Source organism: Nocardioides convexus, from assembly GCF_011090295.1.
The window spans coordinates 4,487,669-4,511,655 of the sequence record NZ_JAAMYA010000001.1; the positions used below are offsets into that span (position 1 = coordinate 4,487,669).

Sequence of the window (23,987 nt, forward strand, 5' to 3'; positions counted from 1 at the left end):
GCTCACCGGTCCCGTCGCCGACCGCATCGACATCGTGCGCAACGTGCAGCCCGCCACGCTCGCCAGCCATGACCCGTTCCGCCCGCCCGAGCCCTCCGCCGCCGTCCGGGAGCGGGTCGCCGGCGCCCGCGACCGCCAGGCCCGGCGCTACGCCGAGCGGCCCTGGCGCCTCAACGCCCAGCCTGCCGGGTCCGCGGCTGGAGGACACCTGGCCCCTCACCCGCTCGGCCCAGCGGTTGATCGCCGACGAGGCCCGCCGCGGTCGGCTCTCCGCCCGCGGTGTCGTCCGGGTCCAGCGGGTCGCCTGGACCGTCGCCGACCTGCGCTCGGTCCGCGACGGGCGCGACCACGAGCCCGGGCTCGCCGACGCCGAGACCGCGCTCCGGCTGCGCGCCGGGCTGCCCCTGGACCTCGCCGACCTCCGCGACGGCCCCCGCCGACCAGGCCGCCCAGTGGCCTCGGGCGAGGGCCGCGCTCCTTCGGAGGCTCCCTCCTCCCGCTCCCGTGCCACGCCCGCCGGTCCGGGATCCGACGCGCGGGACGGGCAGGGAGTCGCATGAGCCTCGACGACGACCGTCTCGCCCGGGCGACGATCAGCATCGTCACCGAGCCGGGCGACGTGCGCGCCCTCGGCCTCACCCGCGAGTCTCGGCCCCGTCCGGTTCCTGGAGGCGCTGGAGGAGCACCCGGACCTGCGGGAGCAGTTCACGGCGGTCGCCGACCGCCTGGCCGAGGTGGAGATCGAGCGGGTGCTGGAGCACGCCGCGCGACGGGGGATCCGGTTCGTCGTACCGAGCGACCGGGAGTGGCCCACCCAGGTCGCCGACCTCGACCGGGCAGGCATGCTCCACGAGCGCGGCGGCGTGCCGGTCGGACTGTGGGTGCGGGGCCCGCTCCGGCTGGACCGGCTCGGGGAGTCGGTGGCGCTGGTGGGATCCCGCTCGTCCACGTCGTACGGCGACCAGGTGGCCGCCGAGTCCGCCGCCGGCCTGGGCGCCGCCGGCCGGCCGGTGGTCAGCGGCGCGGCCTTCGGGATCGACTACGCCGCTCACCGTGGCGCGCTCAACGCCGGTGCGCCGACTGTCGCGGTGCTCGCGTGCGGCGTCGACCGGGCCTACCCCGCCCAGCACCGGGACCTCCTGCGTCACCTCGGCGAGTCCCACGCGATCGTCTCGGAGGCCCCGCCGGGTGCCGCGCCCTTCCGGATGCGCTTCCTCGCTCGCAACCGGCTGATCGCGGCTCTCGGGCGGGGCACCGTCGTGGTCGAGGCGGCCCTCCGCAGCGGCGCGCTCAACACGAGCACCTGGGCCGAGCGTCTCAACCGCGTGGTGATGGGCGTCCCCGGCCCGCTCACCAGTGCCGCTTCGCAGGGCGTCCACCAGGCTCATCCGGCGGGGGAGCGCCGCGCTGGTCACCTCGCCGGAGGAGATCCTTGAGCCTGGTCGGGATCGCGGGCGCCGACCTCGCGCCCGAGCCGCGCGCTCCCGAGCAGCCCCGCGACGGCCTGTCGCCTCGCGCCCGGCAGGTCCTGGACGCCGTACCCGTCGCCACGCCGGTGTCCGCGGAGTCGGTCGCCCGGGTCGCCGGCCTCGGCGTGGCGGAGGTGCGCCGCCTGCTGCTCGCCCTCGCCGAGAACGGGCTCGTCGAGGTGGCGCCCACCGGCTGGCGACTCACCGTGCGAGGCCGGGGATGAGCCGCGCTCGCGCACCTACGATGAGCGGATGGGTGACGTCGCGCAGGCACCAGAGCCGCTGGAGTCTCCCGTGGCGGAGGCCGAGGAGTCGTCCGAGGCGTTGCCCGACGCGTTGCCCGGGCTGCTGCCCGAGTGGGCCGCCGCGGTGCTTGCGGACTACGAGCGGCACCTCGTCTCCGAGCGCGACCTCGCCCCGCACACGGTCACGGCCTACCTCGGCGACATCGGCGGCCTCCTCGACCACGCCGCGCGGATGGGTCTCGAGGGCCCGGGTGAGCCTGGACCTGCGGACCCTGCGCAGCCTGGCTGGCCCGTCAGCAGAGCCTCGGGGCTGTCCCGCACGACGATGGCCCGCCGGGCGACCGCCGCGCGGGTGTTCACCGGGTGGCTCGCGCGGACCGGGCGGGCGCCGAGCGACGTCGGCTCCGCGCTCGGTTCGCCGAAGCCGCACCGCACCCTGCCCGACGTGCTCCGGGTCGACGAGGCCCGGGAGCCGATCGCGGCGGCGACCGCGCTCGCCGACGACGGCAGCCCGACGGGATTGCGGGACGTGGCGATGCTGGAGCCTCCTGTACGCCACCGGCATGCGGGTGGGGGGCTCTGCGGTCTCGACGTGGACGACCTCGACCGCGACCGGAACGTGGTCCGGGTGTTCGGCAAGGGCCGCAAGGAGCGCACCGTCCCGTTCGGCCACCCCGCGGCGGCGGCGCTGGACCGGTGGATCGCGGTCGGTCGTCCGCGGCTGGCCCGGCCGGGCTCCGGGCCCGCGCTCTTCCTCGGCGCCCGGGGCGGGCGGATCGACCAGCGCGCGGTGCGCTCGTTGGTGCACCGCCGGCTGGCCGACGTACCGGGCGCGCCGGACCTGGGCCCGCACGGTCTGCGGCACACCGCGGCGACCCACCTGCTGGAGGGCGGTGCCGACCTCCGCTCGGTCCAGGAGCCTCCTCGGGCACGCCTCCCTGGCGACCACCCAGCGCTACACCCACGTCACCACCGACCGACTACGACGCGCCTACCAGCAAGCGCACCCGCGGGCGTGAGCGCCGGCCCGGCGGTCCCCCGTGGCGCCGGCGGCGCGGAGCGGGCCGGGGGACCGTCCCGCCACAGCGGCAGCAGGCGCACCGGCCCACCCCCGACGAGCAGGAGTGGGTCGAGGTAGGTCTCGCCGCGGATCCACCCCCAGTGCAGGCAGGCACGGGGGAAGCAGTGCGAGCCGACGACCTCCAGGGTGCCGATCACCGCCCCGCCCACCAGTACGTCGCCGACGTGGACCACCGCCGCCACCGGCTCGTACGTCGTGCGGGTCTCGCCGTGCCCGACCACGACCACCCCGCGCCCGGCGATGCGGCCGGCGAAGGTGACCCTCCCCGGCAGAGCCGTGCGGACCGGCTGGCCGGACCTGCCGGCGAGGTCGACGCCACGGTGCCCCGCACCCCACACCACGTCCGGCGGGTCGAACCGGGCGACGACCTCGGGGCGGGGGTCCAGCGGCCAGACGCCGACCGGGTCGTCGCCCGCGGTGGCACGGGACTCGCCCGCGGCAGCACGAGCAGGACCGACAGGGCCGGTCACGAGGAGCAGGAGGGCCAGGAGGGCGAGGAGGCAGCGCATGGCGCGATCGTGCGCCGCCCCGGCGACGTACCGGCGGGGACGGGGGAGCGGCTGTGGAGAACGGGGTGGCGAGAGGCGGCCTGTGGACCGCTCCCGGCCTGAATTGGGCCGGGAGGTGCGCAACGCCGTAGGCTGAGCAGCACCGGTCCGCCCTGGACCGGAATTCGCTCGTCCGCAGACCACGAGCGGGTCCCTCCGGGCCCGCACCGCCCGTGGGCGTCGATCCTCGGTCCACCCGAGCCGTCCGGTTCAACCGGAAGGGCAAGGGTGGTGGGACGGCGCGCAGGCGACAGGACCAACTGAAAACCACACAGGAGAAAAATCATCATGGCTGTCGTGACCATGCGCCAGGCTCCTCGAGAGCGGCGTCCACTTCGGACACCAGACCCGTCGTTGGAACCCGAAGATGAAGCGGTTCATCCTCACCGACCGCAACGGCATCTACATCATCGACCTGCAGCAGTCGCTGGCCTACATCGACCGCAGTCTACGCCTTCGTCAAGGAGACCGTGGCCAAGGGCGGGACGATCATGTTCGTCGGCACCAAGAAGCAGGCCCAGGAGGCGATCGCCGAGCAGGCGACCCGCGTCGGCATGCCCTACGTCAACCAGCGCTGGCTGGGCGGCATGCTCACCAACTTCCAGACCGTGCACCAGCGGATCAACCGCCTCAAGGAGCCTCGACGAGATCGACTTCGACGACGTGGCGGGCAGCAGCCGCACCAAGAAGGAGCCTGCTGCAGATGCGCCGCGAGCGCGACAAAGCCTGAACAAGTCGCTCGGCGGTATCCGCGAGATGACCCGCACCCCCTCCGCGGTGTGGATCGTCGACACCAACAAGGAGCACCTGGCGGTGGAGGAGGCGCGCAAGCCTGCGCATCCCGATCATCGCGATCCTGGACTCCAACTGCGACCCCGACGACGTCGACTTCCCGATCCCGGGCAACGACGACGCGATCCGCGCGGTGGGCCTGCTCACGCGGGTCATCGCCGACGCCGCCGCCGAGGGCCTGATGGCTCGCTCCGGCGCTGGCTCGTCGAGCACCACCGCCCAGGAGCCGCTGGCCGAGTGGGAGCGCGAGTCTGCTCGAGGGTGACGCGGAGAAGGCCGCCGTCGAGGCCACCGGCGGCGACGCCGCCACCGAGGACACCCCGGCCTCCGAGGCGACCGGTGCGTCCAGCGAGGCCGCCGAGGCGCCCTCCGCCGAGGCCGAGGTCGCCACCGAGGCGCCCGCCGCCGAGGAGACCCCCGCCGCGGCCGACGCCCCGGCCGAGGCCTGAGCGACACACCCACCCGATCCAGAAAGCGATTGAGGATTCATGGCATTCACTGCTGCTGACGTCAAGAAGGCTCCGCGAGTCCGACCAGCGCCGGAATGATGGACTGCAAGAAGGCGCTCGACGAGACCGACGGCGACTTCGACAAGGCCGTCGAGTCTGCTCCGGGTCAAGGGTGCCGCCAAGGCGGCCGCGCGCGGTGCCGAGCGCGAGACCTCCGCCGGCCTGGTGGCCAACGCGGGTGGCGCGCTCGTCGAGTCTGAAGTCGGAGACCGACTTCGTCGCGAAGAACGAGGAGTTCATCAAGGCCGCCCAGCAGATCGCCGAGGCGATCGACGCGGGCAAGGCCACCGACGTCGAGGCCGCCAAGGCGCTGCCGCTGGGCGACAGCACCGTCGGTCAGGTCGTCGAGCAGTACTCGCGATCACCATCGGCGAGAAGATCGAGACTCGGCAACGTCGCGTACTTCGACGGCACCACGGCGGTCTACCTGCACAAGCGTGCGGCCGACCTCCCGCCGGCCGTCGGCGTCCTCGTCGAGTACGACGGCGACGAGGCTGCCGCCCGCGGCGCCGCCATGCAGGTGGCGGCCCTCAAGGCGCAGTACCTCACCCGTGACGAGGTCCCCGCGGACATCGTCGCCGCCGAGAAGGACGTCCTGACCAAGAAGACGCTCGAGGAGGGCAAGCCCGAGGCTGCCGTCGAGAAGATCGTCGAGGGTCGCCTGGGCGGCTTCTTCCGCGAGATCGTCCTGCTGGAGCAGGAGTCGGTGTCGGAGAGCAAGAAGACGGTCAAGGCCGTCCTCGACGCCGCCGGCACCACGGTGAAGCGGTTCGCCCGCTTCGAGGTCGGCGCCTGACGCCCACCCCGTCACCACGACGGCCGGTCCGACGAGAGTCGGGCCGGCCGTCGGCGTTTTCGGCGACCTGTTTCTTCGCCGGTCAGGGCGCGGATCCCCGGTGTAGGTTTGCGACGCCCGGACCGAGGAGATGTGTCGGGCACGCGCCTCCGCGTCCGCGGTCGCGCCCCAGGTGAAGGAGATCGTTCGGTGGGACTCATTCAGGCTGCGATCGGCGCGATCGGCGGCACCCTCGGTGACCAGTGGCTCGACTTCTACGGCGTGCCGGACGGCATCACCTCCACGATCGCGGTCTTCCCCGCGGTCGCCAAGGGGCAGAACGCCGGCCGCGGCAGCAACACGCACGGCTCCGACGGCGTCATCACCAACGGCTCCAAGATCGTCGTGCCCGAGGGTTACGGCCTGGTCCTGCTCGAGGACGGCGCCTTCACCGGTTTCGCCGCCGAGCCGGGCGCCTACATCTGGAACTCCGACGAGCCGGCCTCCCAGTCGGTGTTCTCCGGCGGCGGCCTGGTCGACTCGGTCATCAAGCAGAGCCTGGGAGCGCTTCAAGTTCGGCGGACGCCCCTCGACGCAGCAGACGGCGGTCTTCGTGACCCTCAAGGAGCCTGCCCAACAACAAGTTCGGCACCCAGTCGGAGATCTACTGGGACGACGCCTTCCTCAACACCCAGGTCGGTGCGATCACCCGCGGCACCTACACGCTCAAGATCACCGACCCGCTGACCTTCATCCGCAACTTCGTGCCCGCCGAGATCATCAGCGGCCGCGCGCAGTTCGACTTCACCGACATCGACAACCCGGCCGGTGAGCAGACTTCTTCAACGAGGTCGTCGGCTCGTTGGCCCCGGCGTTCTCGATGTACACCAACGACCCCGCCAAGGGGAACCGGATCGCCAAGTCTGCAGCAGGACTCGATCGGGTTCGCGCAGTCGCTGTCCGCCGCGGTGGAGCAGAACTACCAGTGGAAGACCGACCGCGGCCTGGAGATCGTCAAGACCGCGATCATCTCCATCGAGTACGACGCCAACACCCGCGAGCCTTCTGAAGAACGTCCAGCGTGCCGACGCGCTGTCCGGCGCCCGCGGCAACTCGAACCTGCAGGCCTCGGTGGCCGCCGGCATCGAGGCGGCCGGGGAGAACGCCGGCCCGGGCGGCCTGATCGGCATGGGCATGGCGACCGGCGGCATGGGCGTCGGCGGTCTGCAGCAGCCGGTCCCGCCGGCCGGTGCGCCCGCCCCGGCTCCGGCCGCGGCGGCACAGCCCGCTCCGGCGGCTCCCGAGGGCACCCCGAGCCCGGCCGCCTCCGGCGCGGAGGACCCGATGGCGGTGCTCAAGCGCGCCAAGGAGATGCTCGACGCCGGCCTCATCACGCAGGCCGACTACGACGCGGCAAAGGCGAAGGCGCTCGGTCTCTGACATGGCGCAGGAGCCCGTGGAGCCCCCGCCGCCTCCGCCCCCACCGCCTCCGGGCGGCGGCGAGCAGCAGCCGAAGCAGCCCACCTTCGACGGACCGCCGCTCTCGCTGGAGGAGGAGCCTGGCCGCGGCCAAGGCCGAGCCCGAGGCCGGGCCGAGCATCGAGACCGTCAACGAGTCGCTCAAGGACGGGCTGAACCGCTGCCCGAAGTGCGGCTCGACCGACGTCCGGCTGCGCGGCTCGACCGGCATGCTCGTGTGCCTCTTCTGCCGCAACGAGTGGCAGGAGGCGCGGGTCGAGGAGGAGTTCGGCCTCGGCGAGGGCATCGAGGACCTCCAGGGCACGGTCATCGCCAGTGGCGCGGAGGACATCGCCGCGGACGCCTCGGAGATGGTGACCTTCAAGTGCGAGGCGTGCGGTGCCGAGGTGGTCGTGGACACCGCGCACCAGGCTCAACGCGCGCTGTCACTGGTGCCGGCACACGCTGAACGTCAACCAGCAGATCCCCAACGGCGCCGTACCGGACGCGGTGCTGCCGTTCCGGCTGACCAAGGACGAGGCGGTCGAGAAGATCCGCGAGTTCGCCTCCAAGCGGCGGTTGTTCGCGCACAAGCGGTTCAAGAGGGAGTTCGTCCCCGAGAACGTGCTCGGGGTCTACCTGCCCTACCTGGTGGTCGACGCCCGCGCGGAGTCGGAGTACTGGGGAGAGGGCGAGGTGGAGACCCGGCGCTGGACGGAGAAGCAGGGCGACAACAACGTCACCTACTACGCCGCGGACGTCTACCAGGTCTCCCGCAAGGTCGCCTTCACCGTCGACGACCTCACCATGGAGGGCTCGGCGCAGCGCGCCGACTTCAGCGAGAACAACACCAACAACATCGTCAACACGATCCTGCCCTTCGACACGAAGAACGCCGTGAAGTGGAACGCCAGCCTACCTGGTCGGCTTCACCAGCGAGAAGCGCGACCTCAACGTGAGCGGCCTCGGCCCGGTCCTGGAGGACCAGCCTGCTCTCGATCGGTCGCGCCCAGGTGCACGGCTCGCTCGGCCGCTTCGACCGCGGGGTGCGCTGGGAGCAGGAGAAGGTCGACGTGGGCGGCTCGCGCTGGGTGTCGATGTACCTCCCGGTCTGGCTCTACTCCTACCGCCAGGAGAGCAACGGCATGCTGCACTACATCGCGGTCAACGCCCGCACCGGAGAGACGATGGGCAGCATCCCGGTCTCGCAGCCCAAGCCTGATCCTCGCCGCGTTCACGGTCGGCACCGTGCTCGAGGGCGTGGCCGGCGCGATCTTGGTGGCGACGGCATGAGCATCGAGCCTGATCTCCGCGCTGGTGGCGCAGGCCTCGGACGACAGCGGTCCGCTGTGGCTCCTCGCGGCGGGGCCCGCCGGCGGCGCCGCGACGTACTGGGCCTTCTACCGGTACTACCGCAACACCGACAAGTCGCACCAGTACGAGCGCGACACCATCATCGAGGCGCAGCCGGTCCAGGGCGGCGAGCAGCAGGTGGGCCGGATCGACCGGACGAGGGACTCCGACATCGACGGGGACAACAGCAGTGACTACCGCCGGCGCGTGCAGCGACGCACCTGATCGGTCCGTACGACGCCTGCTGGCCCTCGTCCTGACCGCGGTGCTGACCACGGTCCTGGTCGCGGGCTGCTCGAGCGGCGCCTCCGCGCCCGGCAGGGGCGGGCAGGCGGCCGAGCGTGGCTACGTCCCGGGGCCCTACCGGGTCGCGCCGGGCGTGGTGCTCGGCACCCCGGTCGACGACCCGGAGACCCAGGCGGCCCAGCACCCGGTCGTCGCCCGGCTGCTGGAGCCTGGTCGCGCACACCCCGGAAGGGGGAGCGGATCCGGGTCGTCACCCGCTCCTTCTCCCTGCACCCGCTCGCCGACGCGCTGGTCGACGCGCACCGGCGCGGGGTGCACGTCCAGGTCATCGCCAACCGGCGGGTGTCGAAGGACTTCCGGGCCGTGCAGAAGTTGACGAAGGAGCTCGGGACCGACCGGAGCCGGTCGTCCTTCGTCCTCCTCTCCCAGGGCTCGCAGCGCGGCGTCCGCATCGGCGGGGACGGCAAGGTGCACCAGAAGACCTGGACGTTCACCCGGGTGGGGGACACCCGTCATGTCGTGGTGACCGGCTCGGCGAACCTGTCGTACTACTCGACGCGGCAGTACAGCGACATGTGGGTCTTCGCGGGCCGCACCGACGTGTGGCGGGCCTTCGACCGCGACTTCCGCGAGCAGACGGGCGAGCCTGAAGCGCCGGGGGTCCCGGTACGCGCCGCGGCTCGGCAACGACCGGGCCTTCTTCTTCCCCGGCTGGGACGAGGCGTCCGACCCGGTCGCGGCCCTGATCGACGCAGTCCCCGCCCGGGGGTCGGTGCTGCGCTTCGCGATGTACGCCTGGCACAGCGACCGCGGTCGCAACATCGCCCGGATCGTGGCGGCCAAGGCTCGTGGCGGAGCCAGGGTGCAGGTGATCTCGCTGCACATCGGCAAGGACATCGCCGCGACGCTGCGCGCGGCCGGGGTGGAGGTGCACGGAGCGAGGTTCGCCGACGGGTCCGACGTCCACAGCAAGACTCAGCCTGCTCGCGTGGACCGGCCCGGACGGCGTACGGCACCGGCGGGTGGTGACCGGCAGCGACAACTTCGGATCCGACTCGCTGCCCCGCGACGAGCCTGGCCATGTCGATCGACGCCGACCGCGGCCCGTCGTTCGCCCGCTCCGTCCGGTGGTACGACGCGATGATCGCCCGCGCCACCGCTGAGGGTCACTGACGGGCACTGATAGCCTCGGGGACGCTTCGCAACGTCGATGGGAAGGACCCTGGTGCCCGGTTACAAGCGAGTCCTCCTCAAGGCTCTCCGGTGAGGTGTTCGGCGGCGGCAAGGTCGGCGTCGACCCGGACGTCGTGCAGGCGGTGGCGAACGAGATCAAGGCCGTCGTCGATGCCGGCGTCCAGATCGCGGTGGTCACCGGTGGTGGCAACTTCTTCCGCGGCGCCGAGCTCCAGCAGCGCGGCATGGACCGGGTGCGGGCCGACTACATGGGCATGCTCGGCATCGTCATGAACTGCCTGGCGCTGCAGGACTTCCTGGAGAAGGAAGGCGTCGAGACCCGCGTGCAGACCGCCATCACGATGGGCCAGGTCGCCGAGCCGTACATCCCGCGCCGCGCCATCCGGCACATGGAGAAGGGCCGGGTCGTCATCTTCGGCGCCGGCATGGGCATGCCCTACTTCTCGACCGACACCGTGGCCGTCCAGCGAGCGCTGGAGAGCAGGTGCGACGTCGTCCTGGTCGCCAAGAGCGGGGTCGACGGCGTCTACAGCGCGGACCCGAAGATCGACCCGACCGCGACCAAGTACGACGAGTCGACCTACGACGAGGCGATCAGCGGTGGCTTGCGGATCATGGACCAGACCGCCTTCGCGCTGTGCGGCGAGAACAAGTTCGCCGATGATCGTGTTCGGCATGGAGCCGGAGGGCAACATCCTCCGCGTGGTGCAGGGTGAGAAGATCGGCACGCGGGTCAGCGCAGGCTGAGGTCTCGACAGGCTCGACCAACAGTGTGACCAGGCAGAAGGAGATCCGGTGATCAACGAAACCCTCAACGAGGCCGACCAGAAGATGGGCAAGTCGGTCGACGCGACCCGTGAGGAGTTCGCGGCGATCCGCGCCGGCCGGGCGCACCCGAGCATGTTCAGCAAGATCCTCGTGGACTACTACGGCTCGCCGACGCCGATCCAGCAAACTCGCGTCGTTCAGCGCCCCCGAGGCGCGGGTGATCATCATCTCGCCCTTCGACGCCGGCGCGAAGACCAACATCGAGAAGGCCATCCGCGACTCCGACCTCGGCATCAACCCCTCCGACGACGGCCAGGTGCTGCGCTGCGTCTTCCCCGAGCCTGACCGAGGAGCGCCGCAAGGAGTTCATCAAGGCTCGCCAAGGAGAAGGCCGAGGGCGGCAAGGTCGCCGTGCGCCAGGTCCGCCAGAAGTCCAAGCAGAGCCTGGAGAAGCTCGAGAAGGACGGCGAGGTCGGCAAGGACGACGTCACCGGTGCCGAGAAGAAGCTCGACGCCCTGACCAAGAAGCACACCGAGGCCATCGACGAGTCTGCTCAAGACCAAGGAGGCCGAGCCTGCTCGAGGTCTGAGGCCTCGACTGCTCCCGCACCTCGTATGTCGACGACGCCCGACGCTGCCCCGAAGAAGGACCACGGCCGGGCGGGCCGTGACCTGAAGGCTGCCGTCACCTCCGCGGTCGTGCTCCTGAGTGCGATCGCGGCATCCCTGCTGTTCTGGAAGCCCGCCTTCATGGTGATCGTCGCGATCGCCGTGGTGGTGGCTGTCTGGGAGCCTGCGCAAGGGCCCGGCCGCCAAGGACATCGACCTGCCCGAGCAGCCGCTCATGGCCGGCGGCGTGGTCATGGTCGTGGTGGCCTACGTCTGGGGCTCCGCCGCCCTGGTCACCGCCACCGCCGTCAGCGCGCTGGTCATCATGCTGTGGCTGCTGCGCCGCGGCGTCGACGGCTACGTCAAGAACGCCACCGCCTCGGTCTTCGCGCTCGTCTACGTGCCCTTCCTGGGCTCCTTCGTGGCCCTGATGCTCGCCGAGGGCGGTCGCGACGGTGGCGGCCTGGACGACAAAGGCGTCCAGGGCATCCTCACCTTCATCCTGGTGACGATCGCCTCCGACATCGGCGGCTACATCGCCGGCGTGCTCTTCGGCAAGCACCCGATGGCGCCGGTCATCTCGCCCAAGAAGTCCTGGGAGGGCTTCGCCGGGTCCGCGATCGCCACGGTGGCGGCGGGCGTCGCACTCGTCGTCTACCTGCTCGACGGCGACTGGTGGATCGGCGTCGCGCTGGGCCTGATCGCGGTGGTCATGGCGACCCTGGGCGACCTGTGCGAGTCGGTCATCAAGCGCGACCTCGGCATCAAGGACATGAGCCAGGTCATCCCGGGCCACGGCGGCCTGATGGACCGGCTCGACTCACTGCTGGCGACGATCGCGCCGATCTGGCTGCTGCTCCACTACGGCGTCTTCTAGGGCGCTCATCGCGGCGACGAGTTCGCCCGTCGCTGAGGTACGGCGCCGGCCCGAACCGCAGGTGCTCGCCGCGGGTGTCCACGGTGACGCCCCGGCGGGCGAGCGCGTCGCGCAGGGCGGTGCCGTGCGGCGTACGCAGCGCCAGGAAGCCGCCGAAGCCGTCGGCCGGCGTCTCCCGGTCCCGGGTGACGACCTCCGGCGGCAGGTCGAGGGCGTCGAAGGTGCTCGCGAGCAGGCCGCGCTGGTGCAGCGCGATCTCGCGCAGCACGGGGGGAGTGAGCCCCTGCTCGGCGAAGAAGTCGAGGACGCGGGCGGCGCGGTAGTGGCTCGTCGGGTCGTACGTCGCGCCCGCGAAGCGGTCGTCCTCGCGGGCGAACCAGTCTGGTGATCACCGGGCGGCAGCCGTCCGCGTGCGGCGGTACCCGCAGGAAGCAGTTGCCCTCGCCGAGCCTGGAGGTACTTGTAGCCGCCGCCCACCACCCAGGCCTCGTCGAGCCCGTCGGCCTCCAGCGCGAGCGGTACCGGCCCGATCTCGTGGTAGGCGTCGACCAGCAGACTCGGCGCCGTGCCGCGCGCAGGCGGCGGCGAGCGTGCCGAGCCCGGGCACCCGCTGGGAGGTCTCGAAGAGCACCGAGGAGATGACCGCGGCGGCGGTGCGGTCGTCGACGGCCGCGGCGGCCCGCTCGGCCAGCGTCGCGACCGGGTGTGCCGGCACCACGGCGACCTCCAGGCCGGCCTCGGCGAAGCGCTCCAGCCTGCTGGCGCGCGGAGTGGAACTCCCCGTCCGTGGTGACCAGCCGCGGCCGCGCCCGCAGGTCCAGGGTCGAGAGGAAGCGGAGCAGGAGCTCGTGGGTGCTGGCGCCGAGCGCGACCTCCGCGCCGGGAGTGCCGAGCAGTGCCCGCACGCCCTCGCGCAGCCGCTCGGCGCGCGCCTCGGCGCGCGGCCACTTCTGGCCGAGGGCGAGCGCGGCGTCGTCATAGGCCTCCAGCACGCCCTCGCGGGCGACGTCCGGCCAGGCCTGGTGCGAGTGCCCGGTGAGCAGGAGCCGCTCGGTGACCCGGAAGCGGGAGTAGTGCTCGGCGAGGCTCACATCCGGCTCCGGATGGCCCACAGGTCGGGGAAGAGCCTGAGCAGTGACGGTGCTCCACAGGTACGTCGCACCGGACGAGCCGCCGGTGCCCATCTTCGCGCCGATCGTGCGCTCGACCATCTTCACGTGGCGGTAGCGCCACTCCTGCAGGCCCTCGTCGAGGTCGACCAGGCGCTCGGCGACCTGCGCGGCGCCGCCGTCGTCGGCGTAGGCACGCAGGAGCAGGTCCTGGACCTCCTCCGACGGCGCCCACGGCGCGCTCAGGTCGCGGTCGAGCGCGGCTGCAGGCGCGTCGTACCCCTGCGTGCCGAGGTAGCGCAGGAAGGAGTCGAAGACCGATCGGCGGCTCATCGCAGCGGCGATCCGCTCGCGGCTGGGGGAGCCGGCGGGGTAGTGCTCGAAGACGCGGCGGTCGCGGCGCCCGAGGGTCGCCTCCAGCTCACGGAACTGCTCGGACTGGAAGCCGCTGGAGGCGTCGAGGCGGTCGCGGAAGCCTGGAGAACTGGCGCGGGGTCATCGTCTCCAGCACGTCGACCTGGGCGACGGCGACCTTGAGGATGGCGCGGACCCGGCCCAGGGTCTGCAGGGCGCGCGGGGTGTCGCCGGCCTCGAGCCGGTCCTGGAGGCCGGTCAGGCTCGTGCAGCATCTGCTTGAACCACAGGCTCGTAGACCTGGTGGATCACGATGAAGAGGAGCTCGTCGTGCTCGTCGGAGCGGGGGTGCTGCGCGGCGAGGACGTCGTCGAGGGCGAGATAGGCTGCTGTAGGTCAACGAGGGGTGCTGGTCGGTCACCGACCGAGTGTCACAGGTCGGCGCGCTCGGCTGCCAGTACGACGCGCTGGGGTCGCTCCGGCTACGATCGCCCGGACATGAGTGAGCCAATCGAGGGCCGCGCGCACGCGGGCGAGACGGACGACGCACCCGAGCGTTCCCGCCGACCCGACTGGTTCCACCGGGATCACCCGGTCTTCTTCCCGCTCGCCGGGTTCTTCACCGGCATGGCCTCGATCATCGTGGTGCCCGGGCTCTACGGCGCCATCCTCAAGGGGCTGCTCGGCACCGACCGGGCCGAGGAGCCTGTTCCCGTTCGTGCTGCTGCTGCTCGTCGTACCGATCGGGATGCTGGTGCCGCACCACACCCGGCGCTTCGCCAAGTACATGCTGATCGGGATGGTCGGCACCATCCTGGTCGTCGGTCTCGTCGCCGCGGCCGTGCTGTGGTTCCTGCTCAAGAAGGACAGGCTGAGGCAGCGTTTGGGTGTCCCGCCCGAGGAGGTGGGACAATCGGAGGGATGTCCGAGCCGCGCAGCCTGCCTCTCGTCCTCGCGGAGCCGCGGGGGCGCAAGAAGCCTCCCCGCCACCTGGCGGACCTGACCGACGCGGAGCGCAAGGACCTGCTCGTCGAGATGGGCCTGCCGGGCTTTCGCGCGAAGCAGGCTCTCGACGCACTACTTCGGCCGGCTGGTCCACGACCCCGCCGAGATGACCGACCTGCCGGCGGCTCAGCGCGACGACCTCGTGGCTGCTCTGCTGCCCGACCTGATGGACCCGATCCGGCAGCAGAGCGCCGACCAGGGCAAGACGGTCAAGACCCTGTGGAAGGCTCTTCGACGGCTCGCTCGTCGAGTCGGTGCTGATGCGCTACAAGGACCGGGCCACGATCTGCATCTCCAGCCAGGCCGGCTGCGGCATGGCCTGCCCGTTCTGCGCCACGGGCCAGGGCGGCCTGCAGCGCAACATGTCGACCGCCGAGATCGTCCACCAGGTCGTCGTGGGGGCCCGCGCGATGGTCAACGGCGACGTCGCCGGGGGACCGGGCCGGCTCTCGAACGTGGTGTTCATGGGCATGGGTGAGCCGCTCGCCAACTACAAGGCGACCGTCGGCGCCGTACGGCGCCTCACCGACCCGGCTCCCTCGGGCCTCGGCCTCTCCGCCCGCCACGTGACGGTCTCCACCGTCGGCCTGGTGCCGCGGATCAAGCAGGCTCGCCGACGAGGGCGTCCCGGTGACCCTCGCGCTCTCACTGCACGCCCCCGACGACGAGCCTGCGCAACGACCTGGTGCCGATCAACACCCGGTTCTCGGTCGCCGAGACCGTCGACGCGGCCTACGAGTACTTCGCGAAGACGGGCCGCCGCGTGTCCATCGAGTACGCCCTCATGCGCGACATCAACGACCAGGGCTGGCGGGCCGACCTGCTCGCCGACGTGCTCTCCGCCGACGGCCGCGGCACCGGCTGGGTGCACATCAACCCGATCCCGCTCAACGAGGTCCCCGGCTCGCAGTTCACCCGCTCGCGCGAGGAGGACATGGACGAGTTCGTCCGCCGCCTGGAGGCCAAGGGCATCGCGACGACGATGCGGGACACGCGGGGCAGCGAGATCGACGCGGCCTGCGGGCAGTCTCGCGGCGGCGGAGTAGCCTGCGACGCCTCCTGCTGGATTTCTGTCGGCTCTGGGAGTCATACTGATGGAGTCCGGCGCGGTCCGCGCTGGGAAGTGGACCCGAGACCCGTCCGGACGGACGTGGCGCTCGGGTCTCGCGCATCTCAGAGGTAGGCGACGTCGGTGACGAGGGACTCCACCCGGCGACGCCACTCGCCGCCCCGCGCCCACGACCAAGCGATGACGTCGGGGATTGCGAGCAGGGGCTCTGCGGAGAGAGGCAGGTGGCTGTAGGCGACCCGAGGAAGGTCGCGGGTGGCGGTCGCGAGGGTGCGGCGGTCGCGCGCCAGCAGGGTCGCATCGAGGTCGAGGACGAGGTGAGCGGCCTGTCCCGGCGTCCAGGACGACGGCACTGACGCCGTAGATCCGTAGCCGGGCGATGCTGCCGGCTACGTGCCGGCGGCGACGGGGGCTCTCGTGCTTCATGTGCACGGAGCGTTGTCCCGGCAGCGCCAACCGGCCCACTGCTCGACGTACCTCGCGCATCGTGTCGTCCGGGCAGCGCGCCGCGACGACCACGTAGGCTCTTGGCCTTGGTCTCGTCCACGTAGTGGTGCGCGCTCACTCGGCCAAGCCTGCAACGAGGGTCCGACACGCCCTCGTGCTTGGCTGGTCCCATGCAGCCCACCGCCGAGCGTGTCCGCACCGCGAGCGCCGCGTGGGCCTTCCTGCCCCCGCACGCCCCGCGTGTGGAGACCGAGGAGTACCTGCTCGTCCGCTACCCGGACTGGACGGAGCGGCCGCTGCAGGCTGGTCCGCTTCCACCCGCACCGGCCCGCCGCCGAGGTGCTGCCCGAGGTGCTGGCGCACGCCCGCGAGTCTCGCCCCGCGCGGGGGCGTCGCTCCGGAGCAGGTCGCGTGCTGGGTGCGGCTGGGGGCGCCGGAGGACGTGGAGCCGGCGCTGCGGGAGCACGGTGGGCGCCCTGGACGAGACGGTCGACGTACTGGCGCTCGGGCTGGACGGACCGCCCGACCTCGGCGACCTGCCGGACGTGCCGCTGCGCTGGAGCGAGGACCTGGAGGTGTTCGTGGACGCGGTCCGGCTCAGCGCGCAGGTGTTCGGCGCGAGCCCGACCGACCGCCGCGAGCCTGGAGGCCGCGCATCCCGGCGAGGTCGCCAAGGTGCGCAGCGGGGGAGGCGGCGCCGTCGTCGCGTACGACGGCGACACACCTCTCGGCAGCGGCGGGCTCACCATGGCCGGCCCGGACGCGCGGCTGTGGGGAGGCGTGGTGGACCCGCAGGCTCGCGGGCGCGGGATCTACCGGGCGGTGCTCGCGGCGCGGCTGGCGTACGCCCGCCGGCACGGTGCGGACCTGGCGATCGTGAAGGGGCGGGTGGAGACGTCGGGACCGATCCTGCGCCGGGCCGGGTTCACCGGCCACGGGCAGGAGCGCTCCTGGCTGCTCGGCCTCAGCCTGAGCGGGTGGTCCACCAGCAGACTCGACGTTGCGGTCCTCGGGCGCACCGGAGCCGTCGAGGTGGGCGTGCCAGTCGTTGGCGGCCAGGCTCACGGGCGAGACCGGCGAGTCTGCTCGGCGTTGCCGGTGCCGGCGCCGGCGGAGGCGGGGCCGGCGTGGTCGACCATCGTGGTGAAGATCGACAGCGTGCCGTCGCCGTTGTCGGCGACCTCGATGATCCGCGCCTGCTGCGGCCAGTCGATGTGCGAGGCGGTGGTGATCTCCCACAGCCCACCACCGTTGGTCCGCGGCCGCGGGGTGATCTTGTTGCGGTGGGTGTGGCCGTTGATCCAGGCGATCACGTTCGGCCGGGCGAGCAGCGCGTCGAGGACGGTGCCGCCGGTGACGCGCGGCTCCAGGTTGCCGCCGGTGACGACGAGCGGGTTGCCCATCGTGTCGGAGGTGTGGTGGCTGAAGACCATCACGATCTTGTCGGCGGAGGCGTCGAGGAGTGCCGTCAGCCAGGCGAACTGGGTCTTGTCGAGCGAGCCGTCGGCGTACCCGTTGGGGTTGACGGTGTCCATGACGACGAAGCGGAAGTCGCCCTTGTCGAAGGAGTAGTACGCCGTCCCCTTCTGGCGGTTGGTGTCGGTGAAGCCGTGCCCGAAGGGCGCGCCGCCGAGCGCGAAGTGCTGCTCGACGACCTGCTGGCGGGTGAGCAGGCGGCGGTTCAGGTCGGGCTGCACCACCCGGACGACGGTGTTGAGCGCGCCGCCGAGCAGGTTGGTGAGCAGGCCGCCGGGGTTGCTCATCAGGTCGTCGAAGAGCCTGAGCCGGGTTCACGCCGAGCGGCGGCGAGATGATCTTGAGCGCGCCCAGCGCGAGCAGGTTGAGCCTGCAGGGTGCTGGTGGGGAAGTTGCCCTGGACCAGGCCGTCGTGGTTGCCGAAGACGGAGTACCACGGGATGTCCAGGCCCTCGGCGGTGAACGGGCGGCGGGCCGCGTCCAGCAGCCCCGGTACGACGGGGAAGCCGTACTCCGCACGCGGGCGGTCCACCGGCTTGCCGGCCGGGTTGCCGTGCGGGTGCCAGTACGCCGTGTCGTACGTCGCCGGGGTGCTGTCGGCCACGCCCTCCCACTTGTTGAGGTTGCCGGAGTCGACCCGGACGCTGCCGCCGTTGAGGATGTTGATGTTCCAGCGGACCTCGTTGGCCTGGGAGTTGTCGGAGTTGTCGCCGGTCTGGATCGCCAGCGCCAGCGGCTTGCCGGTGACCGGGCCGGTGGCGATCCGGTTGATGGCGCGGACCATGGAGTCCGCGACCTGGCCGGTGAGCATCTCGCCCGGCCGGTAGGACGAGGTGAACAAGCCGGTCGCGGGCAGCGGGCTGGGGTCGTCGAGCCGGTCGGTCCACTCCAGGCGCAGCGGCGACTGCGCGTCGACGATGTGCACGTCGCTGAGCCTGCGCGAAGGCGAGCAGACCCTGGCGCGCACGGCCCGGGGCGGCGGCGACGCCGAGGCCGGAGCGGACGCTGTGCGCCTCGCCGGCGACCGCGATGACGGGGCGGTAGCCGCCCGCGCCCGGCGTACCGACGGTGTAGGTCTGCTGGAGGGTGTTGCCCGGCGCCGCGCTGGCGGTCGCGGAGCGCAGCACGCCCGGCAGGGCGGTGGCGGCGGCCGCGAGGCCTCCGGCGGCGATGGCGTTGCGGATCAGGTCACGGCGAGAGATCTCCACGGCGGAGCAACGACCCTTCTATGAAATGGGTCACGTCCTGTTTCGGCGTACCCCAGGCGTTCACCCGGAGGTCGCCGGACACTCCCGGACGTGTGACGAAGTGTTGTGGCGCGGAGCCTAGCGTCCGTGTCATGGACAAGCTCCGGGTTCTGGTGGTCGCCGAGTCGTTCCTCCCGCAGATCAACGGCGTCACCAACTCGGTACGCCGCGTGCTGGAGCACCTGCAGGCCGAGGGCCACCACGCCCAGCCTGGTCGCGCCCACCGGCCCCGAGCAGTACGCCGGCTTCCGGGTGCAGCGCGCCCGCGGCGCCAACCTGCCGTTCTACCCCGACTTCCGCCTCGGCCTGGAGACCCGGCGCCGGCTGCGCACGGTGATGAGCCAGTACCGCCCCGACGTCGTGCACATCGCCTCGCCCGCGACGCTCGGCTACCAGGCCTCGCGCGCCGCCGAGGAGCCTCGGCATCCCGACCGTGGCGATCTACCAGACCGACCTGGTCGGCTTCGCCGAGCGCTACGACCTGCCCGGCGGCGCCCGCGCGATGGCCGGGCTGACCCGCCGCATCCACCACCACGTGGACCGCACCCTGGCCCCCTCGACCGCGAGCATCGAGCAGGCTACGGCAGACTCGGCGTCCCGGAGGTCTACCGCTGGGGCCGCGGCGTGGACCTGGCCGCCTTCCACCCGCGCCACCGCGACGAAGCGCTGCGGCAGCGGATCGCCCCCGACGGCCGCCTCCTGGTCGGGTACGTCGGCCGGCTGGCGGCGGAGAAGGAGCCTGGACCTGCTCACGCACCTCGCCGACGACCCGCGCTACGCGCTGGTGCTGGTCGGCGGCGGTCCGGACGAGCAGCGCCTGCGCGGCGTGCTCGGCCAGCGCGCCACCTTCCTCGGCCTGCTTCACGGCGACGACCTGAGCCGTGCCTACGCCTCCCTCGACCTGTTCGTGCACACCGGCCGCTACGAGACCTTCTGCCAGTCCGCGCAGGAGGCGCTCGCCTCAGCGGTGCCGGTGGTCGCCCCCGCCGCCGGTGGCCCGATCGACGTGGTCGCCCACGGTGCGACCGGGCTGCTCTACCGGGCCGGCGACGGCGCCGACCTCGCCACGTGCGTGGACCGGCTCGCCTCCGACGCCAGCCTGCGCGCGACGATGGGCGCGACGGCCCTGCGGGCGGTGCAGGAGCGCTCGTGGTTCGCGATCAACGAGCAGTCTGCTGGAGCACTACCGCGCGGTGATCGGCTCGCGCGCGGTGACCCGGCCCGCCTCGCGAGCGGCCTGACTCAGCCGAACAGCGCGGCCGCCTCCTCGACGGTGTCGACGAGGTGCACGTGCGCCTCCATCGCGCGGCCGCGCGAGAGCGCCTGCAGCAGCGGCCAGGCGGGCAGCGTCTCGGTCCAGTAGGTGCGCCCGACGAGCACCATCGGCGCGACGTCCTGCTCGCCGGCGTAGTAGTTCTCGCAGGCGTCCTGGAAGATCTCCTGCACCGTGCCGCCGGCGCCTGCGAGGAAGACGATCCCGGCGTCGCAGACCTGGAGCAGGATCGCCTCGCGCAGCGCGTTGCGGAAGTACTTCGCGATCGCGGTCGCGAACAGGTTGGGCGGCTCGTGCCCGTAGTGCCAGGTCGGCACGCCGAGCGAGGGCCTCGGTGACGTGCTGAGCTCCAGGGCGCCCCGGGCGGCCTCCACCCAGGCGTCGATCGAGGGGCGGAACGAGGGCGTGGCGCTCACTCGTCGTACCGCCTCGGCGAGGGCGTCCGCACCCAGCCCGGCCATCCGGCCGCCGAGGTTCGCCGCCTCCATCGCGCCGGGCCCGCCGCCGGTGGCGACCACGTGGCGGGCGCCCAGCAGGGCACCGAGCCGCGCCGCCTCGGCGTAGCCCGGCGTGCCGCGGTCGGCCGCGTGCCCGCCCATCACGCCGACCAGCCGCTGGTCGCGCACCCAGGTGGCGAGCGCGGTGTCGATCGCCTGGTCGTGGAGGACCTCGGCCAGCGCCTCGGCCGGTCCGCAGGCGGCACGCGCCCAGGCGTAGGCGCGGGCGTCGAACGTCGCCGCGTAGGGCGTGCGGTCGTAGAGCCTCGGCGGGGGAGTAGAGCGTGCTCCGCTCGATGTCGAGGCCGGCGAGCCCGGCCGCACCGGCGGCGCCCGCGCTCGCCTGCCACTGCCGGTCGTCGGGGGTGCGGGTGGTGACCGCGACGTTGCGGCTGCGGGTGCTCCTCACGCCGCCGGACGCTACCCGACGGGTGCCTGTCCGAGCGGTGGACAACGCGTCTCATGTTTCTTGATCAACTCACTACAGTTAATTCCACCAGCACGCCGCGCGCCGGCGATCCCTCGAAGGAGACATCGATGACCTACCGTCCCGAGACCCTCGCCGTGCACGCCGGTCAGGAGGAGCCCGACCCGGCCACCAACGCGCGGGCCGTGCCGATCTACCAGACCACGTCGTACGTCTTCAACGACACCGAGCACGCCGCCAACCTGTTCGCACTCGCCGAGCCGGGCAACATCTACACCCGGATCATGAACCCGACCCAGTCGGCCTTCGAGGAGCGGGTCGCCCAGGCTCGAGGGCGGCGTCGGCGCGCTCGCCGTCGCGTCCGGCTCGGCCGCGATCACCTACTCCGTGCTCAACCTGACCTACGCCGGCGACAACATCGTCGCCATCTCCACCCTCTACGGCGGCACCTACGCCCTCTTCGCGCACACGCTGCCGCAGTACGGCATCGAGGTCCGCTTCGTCGACCCGGACAAGCCGGAGGACCTCGCCAAGCACGTGGACGAGAAGACCAAGTTCGGTCTTCGCCGAGACCATCGGCAACCCCAAGATCAACGTCGTCGACACCCGAGCCTGGGCCGACGCGGCGCACGCGCAGGGGTTGCCGCTCGTCGTCGACAACACCGTCACCACGCCGTACCTGGAGCGGGTCTTCGACCACGGCGCCGACATCGCGGTGCACTCCGCGACCAAGTACATCGGTGGCCACGGCACGTCGATCGGCGGGGTCATCGTCGACAGCGGGAAGTTCGACTGGGCCGCCCACTCCGACCGCTTCCCGGGCCTGACGACCCCCGACTCGGCCTACCACGGGGTGGTCTGGACCGACGCCGTCGCCGGCTCGCCTACATCATCCGCGCCCGGACGGTGCTGCTGCGCAACACCGGTGCCGCGATCGCGCCGCTCAACTCCTTCCTGTTCCTGCAGGGCCTGGAGACGCTGCACCTGCGCCTGGAGCGGCACAGCGAGAACGCGCTGGCGGTGGCGAAGTACCTGCAGGGTCACGAGGCGGTCGCGTGGGTGAACTACCCCGGTCTCGAGGGAGACCCGTCCAAGGAGGTCGCCGACCGCCTCTTCACCGGCAAGGGGTACGGCGGCCTGGTGTCCTTCGGTCTCAAGAGCGGCCGCGACGGGGGCAAGCGCTTCATCGAGTCCCTGGAGTCTGTTCAGCCACCTGGTCAACATCGGCGACGCGAAGTCGCTGGCCGTGCACAACGCCAGCACCACGCACTCGCAGGCTCACCCCGGAGGAGCCTGGAGCCTGGCCGGCGTACCGGAGGACCTGGTGCGGCTCTCCGTCGGCATCGAGAACATCGACGACATCGTCGCCGACCTCGAGCAGGCGCTCATCGCCGCGAAGTGAGCGACCTTGTCTGACTCCGTCGGGGTCGTCGCGACCCAGCGGGCCGTGCTCACGCAGCACGGCCCGCTGGTGCTCGTCTCGGGGGCGGAGCTCGCACACGTCGAGGTCGCCTACGAGACCTACGGGACGCTCTCGCCCGCGCGCGACAACGCCGTCTTCGTCTGCCACGCGCTGACCGGCGACGCACACGCGGCCGGCTGGCACGAGGGCGCCGTCCGGCCGGGCTGGTGGGACAACCTGATCGGGCCCGGCAAGGCGCTCGACACCGACCGCTTCTTCGTCGTCTCCGCCAACCTGCTCGGCGGATGCTCGGGCACGACCGGCCCGCAGTCGCTCGACCCGGTGACCGGCCGTGCCCACGGCCCGGACTTCCCGGCGCTCGACATGGCCGACCTCGTCGCCGTGCACCGCGGGCTGCTCGACCACCTCGGCATCGACCGCCTGCACGCCGCCGTCGGCGGATCCCTCGGGGGATGCAGGTGCTGGAGTGGGCGCTGAGCGAGCCGGAGCGGATCGAGCGCGCCGTCCTGGTCGCGGCCAGGCTCCCGGCTGACCCCGGAGAACATCGCCTTCTCCTCGGTCGCGCGCGCCGCGATCCTGGAGGACCCCGACTTCCACGGCGGCCGGTACGCCGAGCACGGCACCACGCCCCGGCACGGGCTCAAGATCGCCCGGATGATGGCGCACATCACCTACGTCTCGCCCGCGTCGCTGGAGGCGAAGTTCGGCCACCGGCGCGCCACCACCGGGCACGCCAAGCGGCTCGAGGCGGACTTCGAGGTGGAGGCCTACCTGCAGCACCGGGGGAGGCCTTCCTGCGTCGCTTCGACGCGCTGTCCTACCTCCACCTGACCCGGCCGATGGACTACTTCGACCCGTTCGGAGCGCACCCGGGCGTCGTACCGGCCACCCGGTTCGGGCTGATCTCCTTCGACTCCGACTGGCGCTTCCCGACGGCCCACTCGCTGCGGATCCGCGACGGTTCCGCCGCCCGCGGGGCGGCGGTCGAGCACGCCGAGATCGCCTCGCCGTGGGGCCACGACTCCTTCCTGCTGGAGCCGCCCGGCTACCACGACGAGGTGCGCCGGCACCTCGCCTAGAAGGCGTGTGCCATCAGGCTCGCCGAACAGACTCCTGGGGATCCACCTCCAGCCCGCGCCGCGCGAACCAGGAGCACACGTTGGTGCAGTCACGCAGCAGGAAGTCGAAGCCCTGGGCGTTGCCGACCAGGTCCACGAGCCTGGGGCAGGTCGATGACCACGAGCCGCTCACCCGCCGCCAGGATGTTGTACGGCGAGAGGTCGCCGTGCACGAGACCGGCCTGCACCAGCGTCGCCATCGCCTCCCGCAGCCTGCTCGAAGTACGACGCGAGCAGCGCCGGCTCCGGCCGGGTCTGGGCCAGCCGGGGCGCGCTCTCGCCGTCCACGCGGATCCACTCCATCAGGATCTCGGTGCCGTCGACCTGGACCGGGTAGGGCACCGGGAGGCCGAGCTCCCAGCAGCGGTTGAGCGCGGACCACTCCGAGACCGCCCACTCGCCGGCGGCCACCTCGCGTCCGAAGGTGGACTTGCGCTTGACCGCACGCTCGTCGCGCGAGCGCTTCATGCTGCGGCCCTCGGTGTAGGTCGCCGAGCGGTGGAAGGTGCGGTGCTCCGGGGAGCGGTAGCGCTTGGCGGCCATCACCACCGACTGCGCGGGGTCGTGCGGGTCGGTGCGGTCGAGCAGGAAGACGTCGGCCTCCTTGCCGGTCTTCAA

The 23,987-nt window shown here is 72.1% G+C and carries 25 protein-coding genes and 10 pseudogenes; 26 read left to right on the forward strand and 9 right to left on the reverse strand.

The window, feature by feature from the left end:
- Positions 1–68 precede the first annotated feature (68 nt).
- On the forward strand, positions 69–560 hold the full coding sequence (locus G5V59_RS33195; protein ID WP_278259283.1) for a hypothetical protein: 492 nt from the start codon (positions 69–71) through the stop codon (positions 558–560).
- A gap of 174 nt (positions 561–734) precedes the next feature.
- Positions 735–1,436 carry a DNA-processing protein DprA gene (gene dprA, locus G5V59_RS33200; RefSeq protein WP_278259284.1) on the forward strand — a complete coding sequence of 234 codons (702 nt, stop codon included), beginning with the start codon at positions 735–737 and terminating at the stop codon, positions 1,434–1,436.
- On the opposite strand, the gene G5V59_RS33205 is transcribed toward dprA, so the two are convergent.
- On the reverse strand, positions 1,412–1,708 hold the full coding sequence (locus G5V59_RS33205) for a hypothetical protein (protein ID WP_278259285.1): 297 nt from the start codon (positions 1,706–1,708) through the stop codon (positions 1,412–1,414). The two genes, dprA and G5V59_RS33205, sit on opposite strands and share 25 nt — an antisense overlap.
- 13 nt (positions 1,709–1,721) lie before the next feature.
- On the opposite strand from G5V59_RS33205, the pseudogene G5V59_RS33210 reads away from it, so the two are divergent.
- Positions 1,722–2,573: pseudogene (locus G5V59_RS33210) on the forward strand (tyrosine-type recombinase/integrase); the annotation flags it as partial.
- Between the two features lie 107 nt (positions 2,574–2,680).
- Here G5V59_RS33210 and G5V59_RS33215 read toward each other — a convergent pair.
- Positions 2,681–3,067: a hypothetical protein gene (locus tag G5V59_RS33215; protein ID WP_278260217.1), complete on the reverse strand. Its 387-nt coding sequence runs from the start codon at positions 3,065–3,067 to the stop codon at positions 2,681–2,683.
- On the opposite strand from G5V59_RS33215, the gene G5V59_RS33220 reads away from it, so the two are divergent.
- From G5V59_RS33220 to G5V59_RS33270, 11 genes and pseudogenes are all read left to right on the forward strand, one after another.
- On the forward strand, positions 2,960–3,406 hold the full coding sequence (locus G5V59_RS33220; RefSeq protein ID WP_278260381.1) for a hypothetical protein: 447 nt from the start codon (positions 2,960–2,962) through the stop codon (positions 3,404–3,406). The genes G5V59_RS33215 and G5V59_RS33220 overlap by 108 nt on opposite strands.
- A 225-nt stretch (positions 3,407–3,631) precedes the next feature.
- A pseudogene (rpsB, locus tag G5V59_RS33225) lies at positions 3,632–4,584 on the forward strand (30S ribosomal protein S2).
- A gap of 39 nt (positions 4,585–4,623) precedes the next feature.
- Positions 4,624–5,440, forward strand: a pseudogene (tsf, locus tag G5V59_RS33230) (translation elongation factor Ts).
- 189 nt (positions 5,441–5,629) lie between these two features.
- Complete coding sequence (locus G5V59_RS33235; RefSeq protein WP_278259286.1) at positions 5,630–6,166, forward strand: hypothetical protein; 537 nt, start codon at positions 5,630–5,632, stop codon at positions 6,164–6,166.
- Between the two features lie 17 nt (positions 6,167–6,183).
- Positions 6,184–7,836: a TFIIB-type zinc ribbon-containing protein gene (locus G5V59_RS33240; protein WP_278259287.1), complete on the forward strand. Its 1,653-nt coding sequence runs from the start codon at positions 6,184–6,186 to the stop codon at positions 7,834–7,836.
- 54 nt (positions 7,837–7,890) lie between these two features.
- Positions 7,891–8,424: a hypothetical protein gene (locus tag G5V59_RS33245; protein ID WP_278259288.1), complete on the forward strand. Its 534-nt coding sequence runs from the start codon at positions 7,891–7,893 to the stop codon at positions 8,422–8,424.
- Entirely contained in the window at positions 8,421–8,852 is a 432-nt protein-coding gene (locus G5V59_RS33250) for a hypothetical protein (protein ID WP_278259289.1), read from the forward strand. Before G5V59_RS33245 ends, G5V59_RS33250 begins: the two co-directional genes overlap by 4 nt.
- Positions 8,765–9,505, forward strand: a complete 741-nt coding sequence (locus G5V59_RS33255; protein WP_278260218.1) for a phospholipase D-like domain-containing protein — start codon at positions 8,765–8,767, stop codon at positions 9,503–9,505. Before G5V59_RS33250 ends, G5V59_RS33255 begins: the two co-directional genes overlap by 88 nt.
- Positions 9,506–9,698: 193 nt before the next feature.
- Positions 9,699–10,417 (forward strand): annotated as a pseudogene (gene pyrH, locus G5V59_RS33260) (UMP kinase).
- Positions 10,418–10,468: 51 nt separating this feature from the next.
- Positions 10,469–10,987: pseudogene (gene frr / locus G5V59_RS33265) on the forward strand (ribosome recycling factor); the annotation flags it as partial.
- Between the two features lie 295 nt (positions 10,988–11,282).
- Positions 11,283–11,924 carry a phosphatidate cytidylyltransferase gene (locus G5V59_RS33270; protein ID WP_278260219.1) on the forward strand — a complete coding sequence of 214 codons (642 nt, stop codon included), beginning with the start codon at positions 11,283–11,285 and terminating at the stop codon, positions 11,922–11,924.
- Positions 11,925–11,929: 5 nt separating this feature from the next.
- Here the strand turns inward: G5V59_RS33270 and G5V59_RS33275 are convergent, their stop codons facing one another.
- Together G5V59_RS33275 and G5V59_RS33280 are read right to left on the reverse strand one after the other, a co-directional pair.
- Positions 11,930–13,366: a tryptophan 2,3-dioxygenase family protein gene (locus tag G5V59_RS33275; RefSeq protein WP_278259290.1), complete on the reverse strand. Its 1,437-nt coding sequence runs from the start codon at positions 13,364–13,366 to the stop codon at positions 11,930–11,932.
- A gap of 88 nt (positions 13,367–13,454) precedes the next feature.
- Entirely contained in the window at positions 13,455–13,808 is a 354-nt protein-coding gene (locus G5V59_RS33280) for a hypothetical protein (RefSeq protein WP_278259291.1), read from the reverse strand.
- A 500-nt stretch (positions 13,809–14,308) separates the two neighbouring features.
- On the opposite strand from G5V59_RS33280, the pseudogene rlmN reads away from it, so the two are divergent.
- A pseudogene (gene rlmN / locus G5V59_RS33285) lies at positions 14,309–15,419 on the forward strand (23S rRNA (adenine(2503)-C(2))-methyltransferase RlmN); the annotation flags it as partial.
- A gap of 146 nt (positions 15,420–15,565) precedes the next feature.
- On the opposite strand, the gene G5V59_RS33290 reads toward rlmN, so the two are convergent.
- A complete protein-coding gene (locus G5V59_RS33290; RefSeq protein ID WP_278259292.1) occupies positions 15,566–15,814 on the reverse strand; it encodes a hypothetical protein in 249 nt (82 codons plus the stop codon).
- 248 nt (positions 15,815–16,062) lie between these two features.
- On the opposite strand from G5V59_RS33290, the gene G5V59_RS33295 reads away from it, so the two are divergent.
- A complete protein-coding gene (locus tag G5V59_RS33295) occupies positions 16,063–16,788 on the forward strand; it encodes a hypothetical protein (RefSeq protein WP_278259293.1) in 726 nt (241 codons plus the stop codon).
- 181 nt (positions 16,789–16,969) lie between these two features.
- Here the strand turns inward: G5V59_RS33295 and G5V59_RS33300 are convergent, their stop codons facing one another.
- Both G5V59_RS33300 and G5V59_RS33305 read right to left on the reverse strand, forming a co-directional pair.
- Positions 16,970–17,671 carry a hypothetical protein gene (locus G5V59_RS33300; RefSeq protein WP_278259294.1) on the reverse strand — a complete coding sequence of 234 codons (702 nt, stop codon included), beginning with the start codon at positions 17,669–17,671 and terminating at the stop codon, positions 16,970–16,972.
- Positions 17,671–18,309, reverse strand: a complete 639-nt coding sequence (locus tag G5V59_RS33305; RefSeq protein ID WP_278259295.1) for a hypothetical protein — start codon at positions 18,307–18,309, stop codon at positions 17,671–17,673. The genes G5V59_RS33300 and G5V59_RS33305 overlap by 1 nt, the downstream gene beginning before the upstream one ends.
- On the opposite strand from G5V59_RS33305, the gene G5V59_RS33310 reads away from it, so the two are divergent.
- From G5V59_RS33310 to G5V59_RS33355, 10 genes and pseudogenes are all read left to right on the forward strand, one after another.
- On the forward strand, positions 18,302–18,616 hold the full coding sequence (locus G5V59_RS33310; protein ID WP_278259296.1) for a hypothetical protein: 315 nt from the start codon (positions 18,302–18,304) through the stop codon (positions 18,614–18,616). The genes G5V59_RS33305 and G5V59_RS33310 overlap by 8 nt on opposite strands.
- 107 nt (positions 18,617–18,723) lie before the next feature.
- Positions 18,724–19,146 carry a hypothetical protein gene (locus G5V59_RS33315; protein ID WP_278259297.1) on the forward strand — a complete coding sequence of 141 codons (423 nt, stop codon included), beginning with the start codon at positions 18,724–18,726 and terminating at the stop codon, positions 19,144–19,146.
- On the forward strand, positions 19,065–19,994 hold the full coding sequence (locus G5V59_RS33320) for a glycosyltransferase (protein WP_278259298.1): 930 nt from the start codon (positions 19,065–19,067) through the stop codon (positions 19,992–19,994). Before G5V59_RS33315 ends, G5V59_RS33320 begins: the two co-directional genes overlap by 82 nt.
- A gap of 944 nt (positions 19,995–20,938) precedes the next feature.
- A pseudogene (locus G5V59_RS33325) lies at positions 20,939–21,091 on the forward strand (PLP-dependent transferase); the annotation flags it as partial.
- A gap of 112 nt (positions 21,092–21,203) precedes the next feature.
- Positions 21,204–21,308: pseudogene (locus tag G5V59_RS33330) on the forward strand (hypothetical protein); the annotation flags it as partial.
- Positions 21,309–21,417: 109 nt separating this feature from the next.
- A pseudogene (locus tag G5V59_RS33335) lies at positions 21,418–21,579 on the forward strand (PLP-dependent transferase); the annotation flags it as partial.
- 215 nt (positions 21,580–21,794) lie between these two features.
- Positions 21,795–21,947 (forward strand): annotated as a pseudogene (locus tag G5V59_RS33340) (PLP-dependent transferase); the annotation flags it as partial.
- Positions 21,948–22,068: 121 nt separating this feature from the next.
- Positions 22,069–22,230 (forward strand): PLP-dependent transferase, encoded by a 162-nt coding sequence (locus tag G5V59_RS33345; RefSeq protein ID WP_341351355.1) that lies wholly within the window; start codon positions 22,069–22,071, stop codon positions 22,228–22,230.
- Positions 22,231–22,236: 6 nt separating this feature from the next.
- Positions 22,237–22,728, forward strand: a complete 492-nt coding sequence (locus tag G5V59_RS33350) for an alpha/beta fold hydrolase (protein WP_278259299.1) — start codon at positions 22,237–22,239, stop codon at positions 22,726–22,728.
- Positions 22,704–23,330: a hypothetical protein gene (locus G5V59_RS33355; RefSeq protein WP_278259300.1), complete on the forward strand. Its 627-nt coding sequence runs from the start codon at positions 22,704–22,706 to the stop codon at positions 23,328–23,330. Before G5V59_RS33350 ends, G5V59_RS33355 begins: the two co-directional genes overlap by 25 nt.
- Positions 23,331–23,419: 89 nt before the next feature.
- Here the strand turns inward: G5V59_RS33355 and G5V59_RS33360 are convergent, their stop codons facing one another.
- Both G5V59_RS33360 and G5V59_RS33365 read right to left on the reverse strand, forming a co-directional pair.
- Complete coding sequence (locus G5V59_RS33360) at positions 23,420–23,569, reverse strand: RIO1 family regulatory kinase/ATPase (RefSeq protein ID WP_278259301.1); 150 nt, start codon at positions 23,567–23,569, stop codon at positions 23,420–23,422.
- A complete protein-coding gene (locus G5V59_RS33365; protein ID WP_278259302.1) occupies positions 23,499–23,987 on the reverse strand; it encodes an RIO1 family regulatory kinase/ATPase in 489 nt (162 codons plus the stop codon). Before G5V59_RS33365 ends, G5V59_RS33360 begins: the two co-directional genes overlap by 71 nt.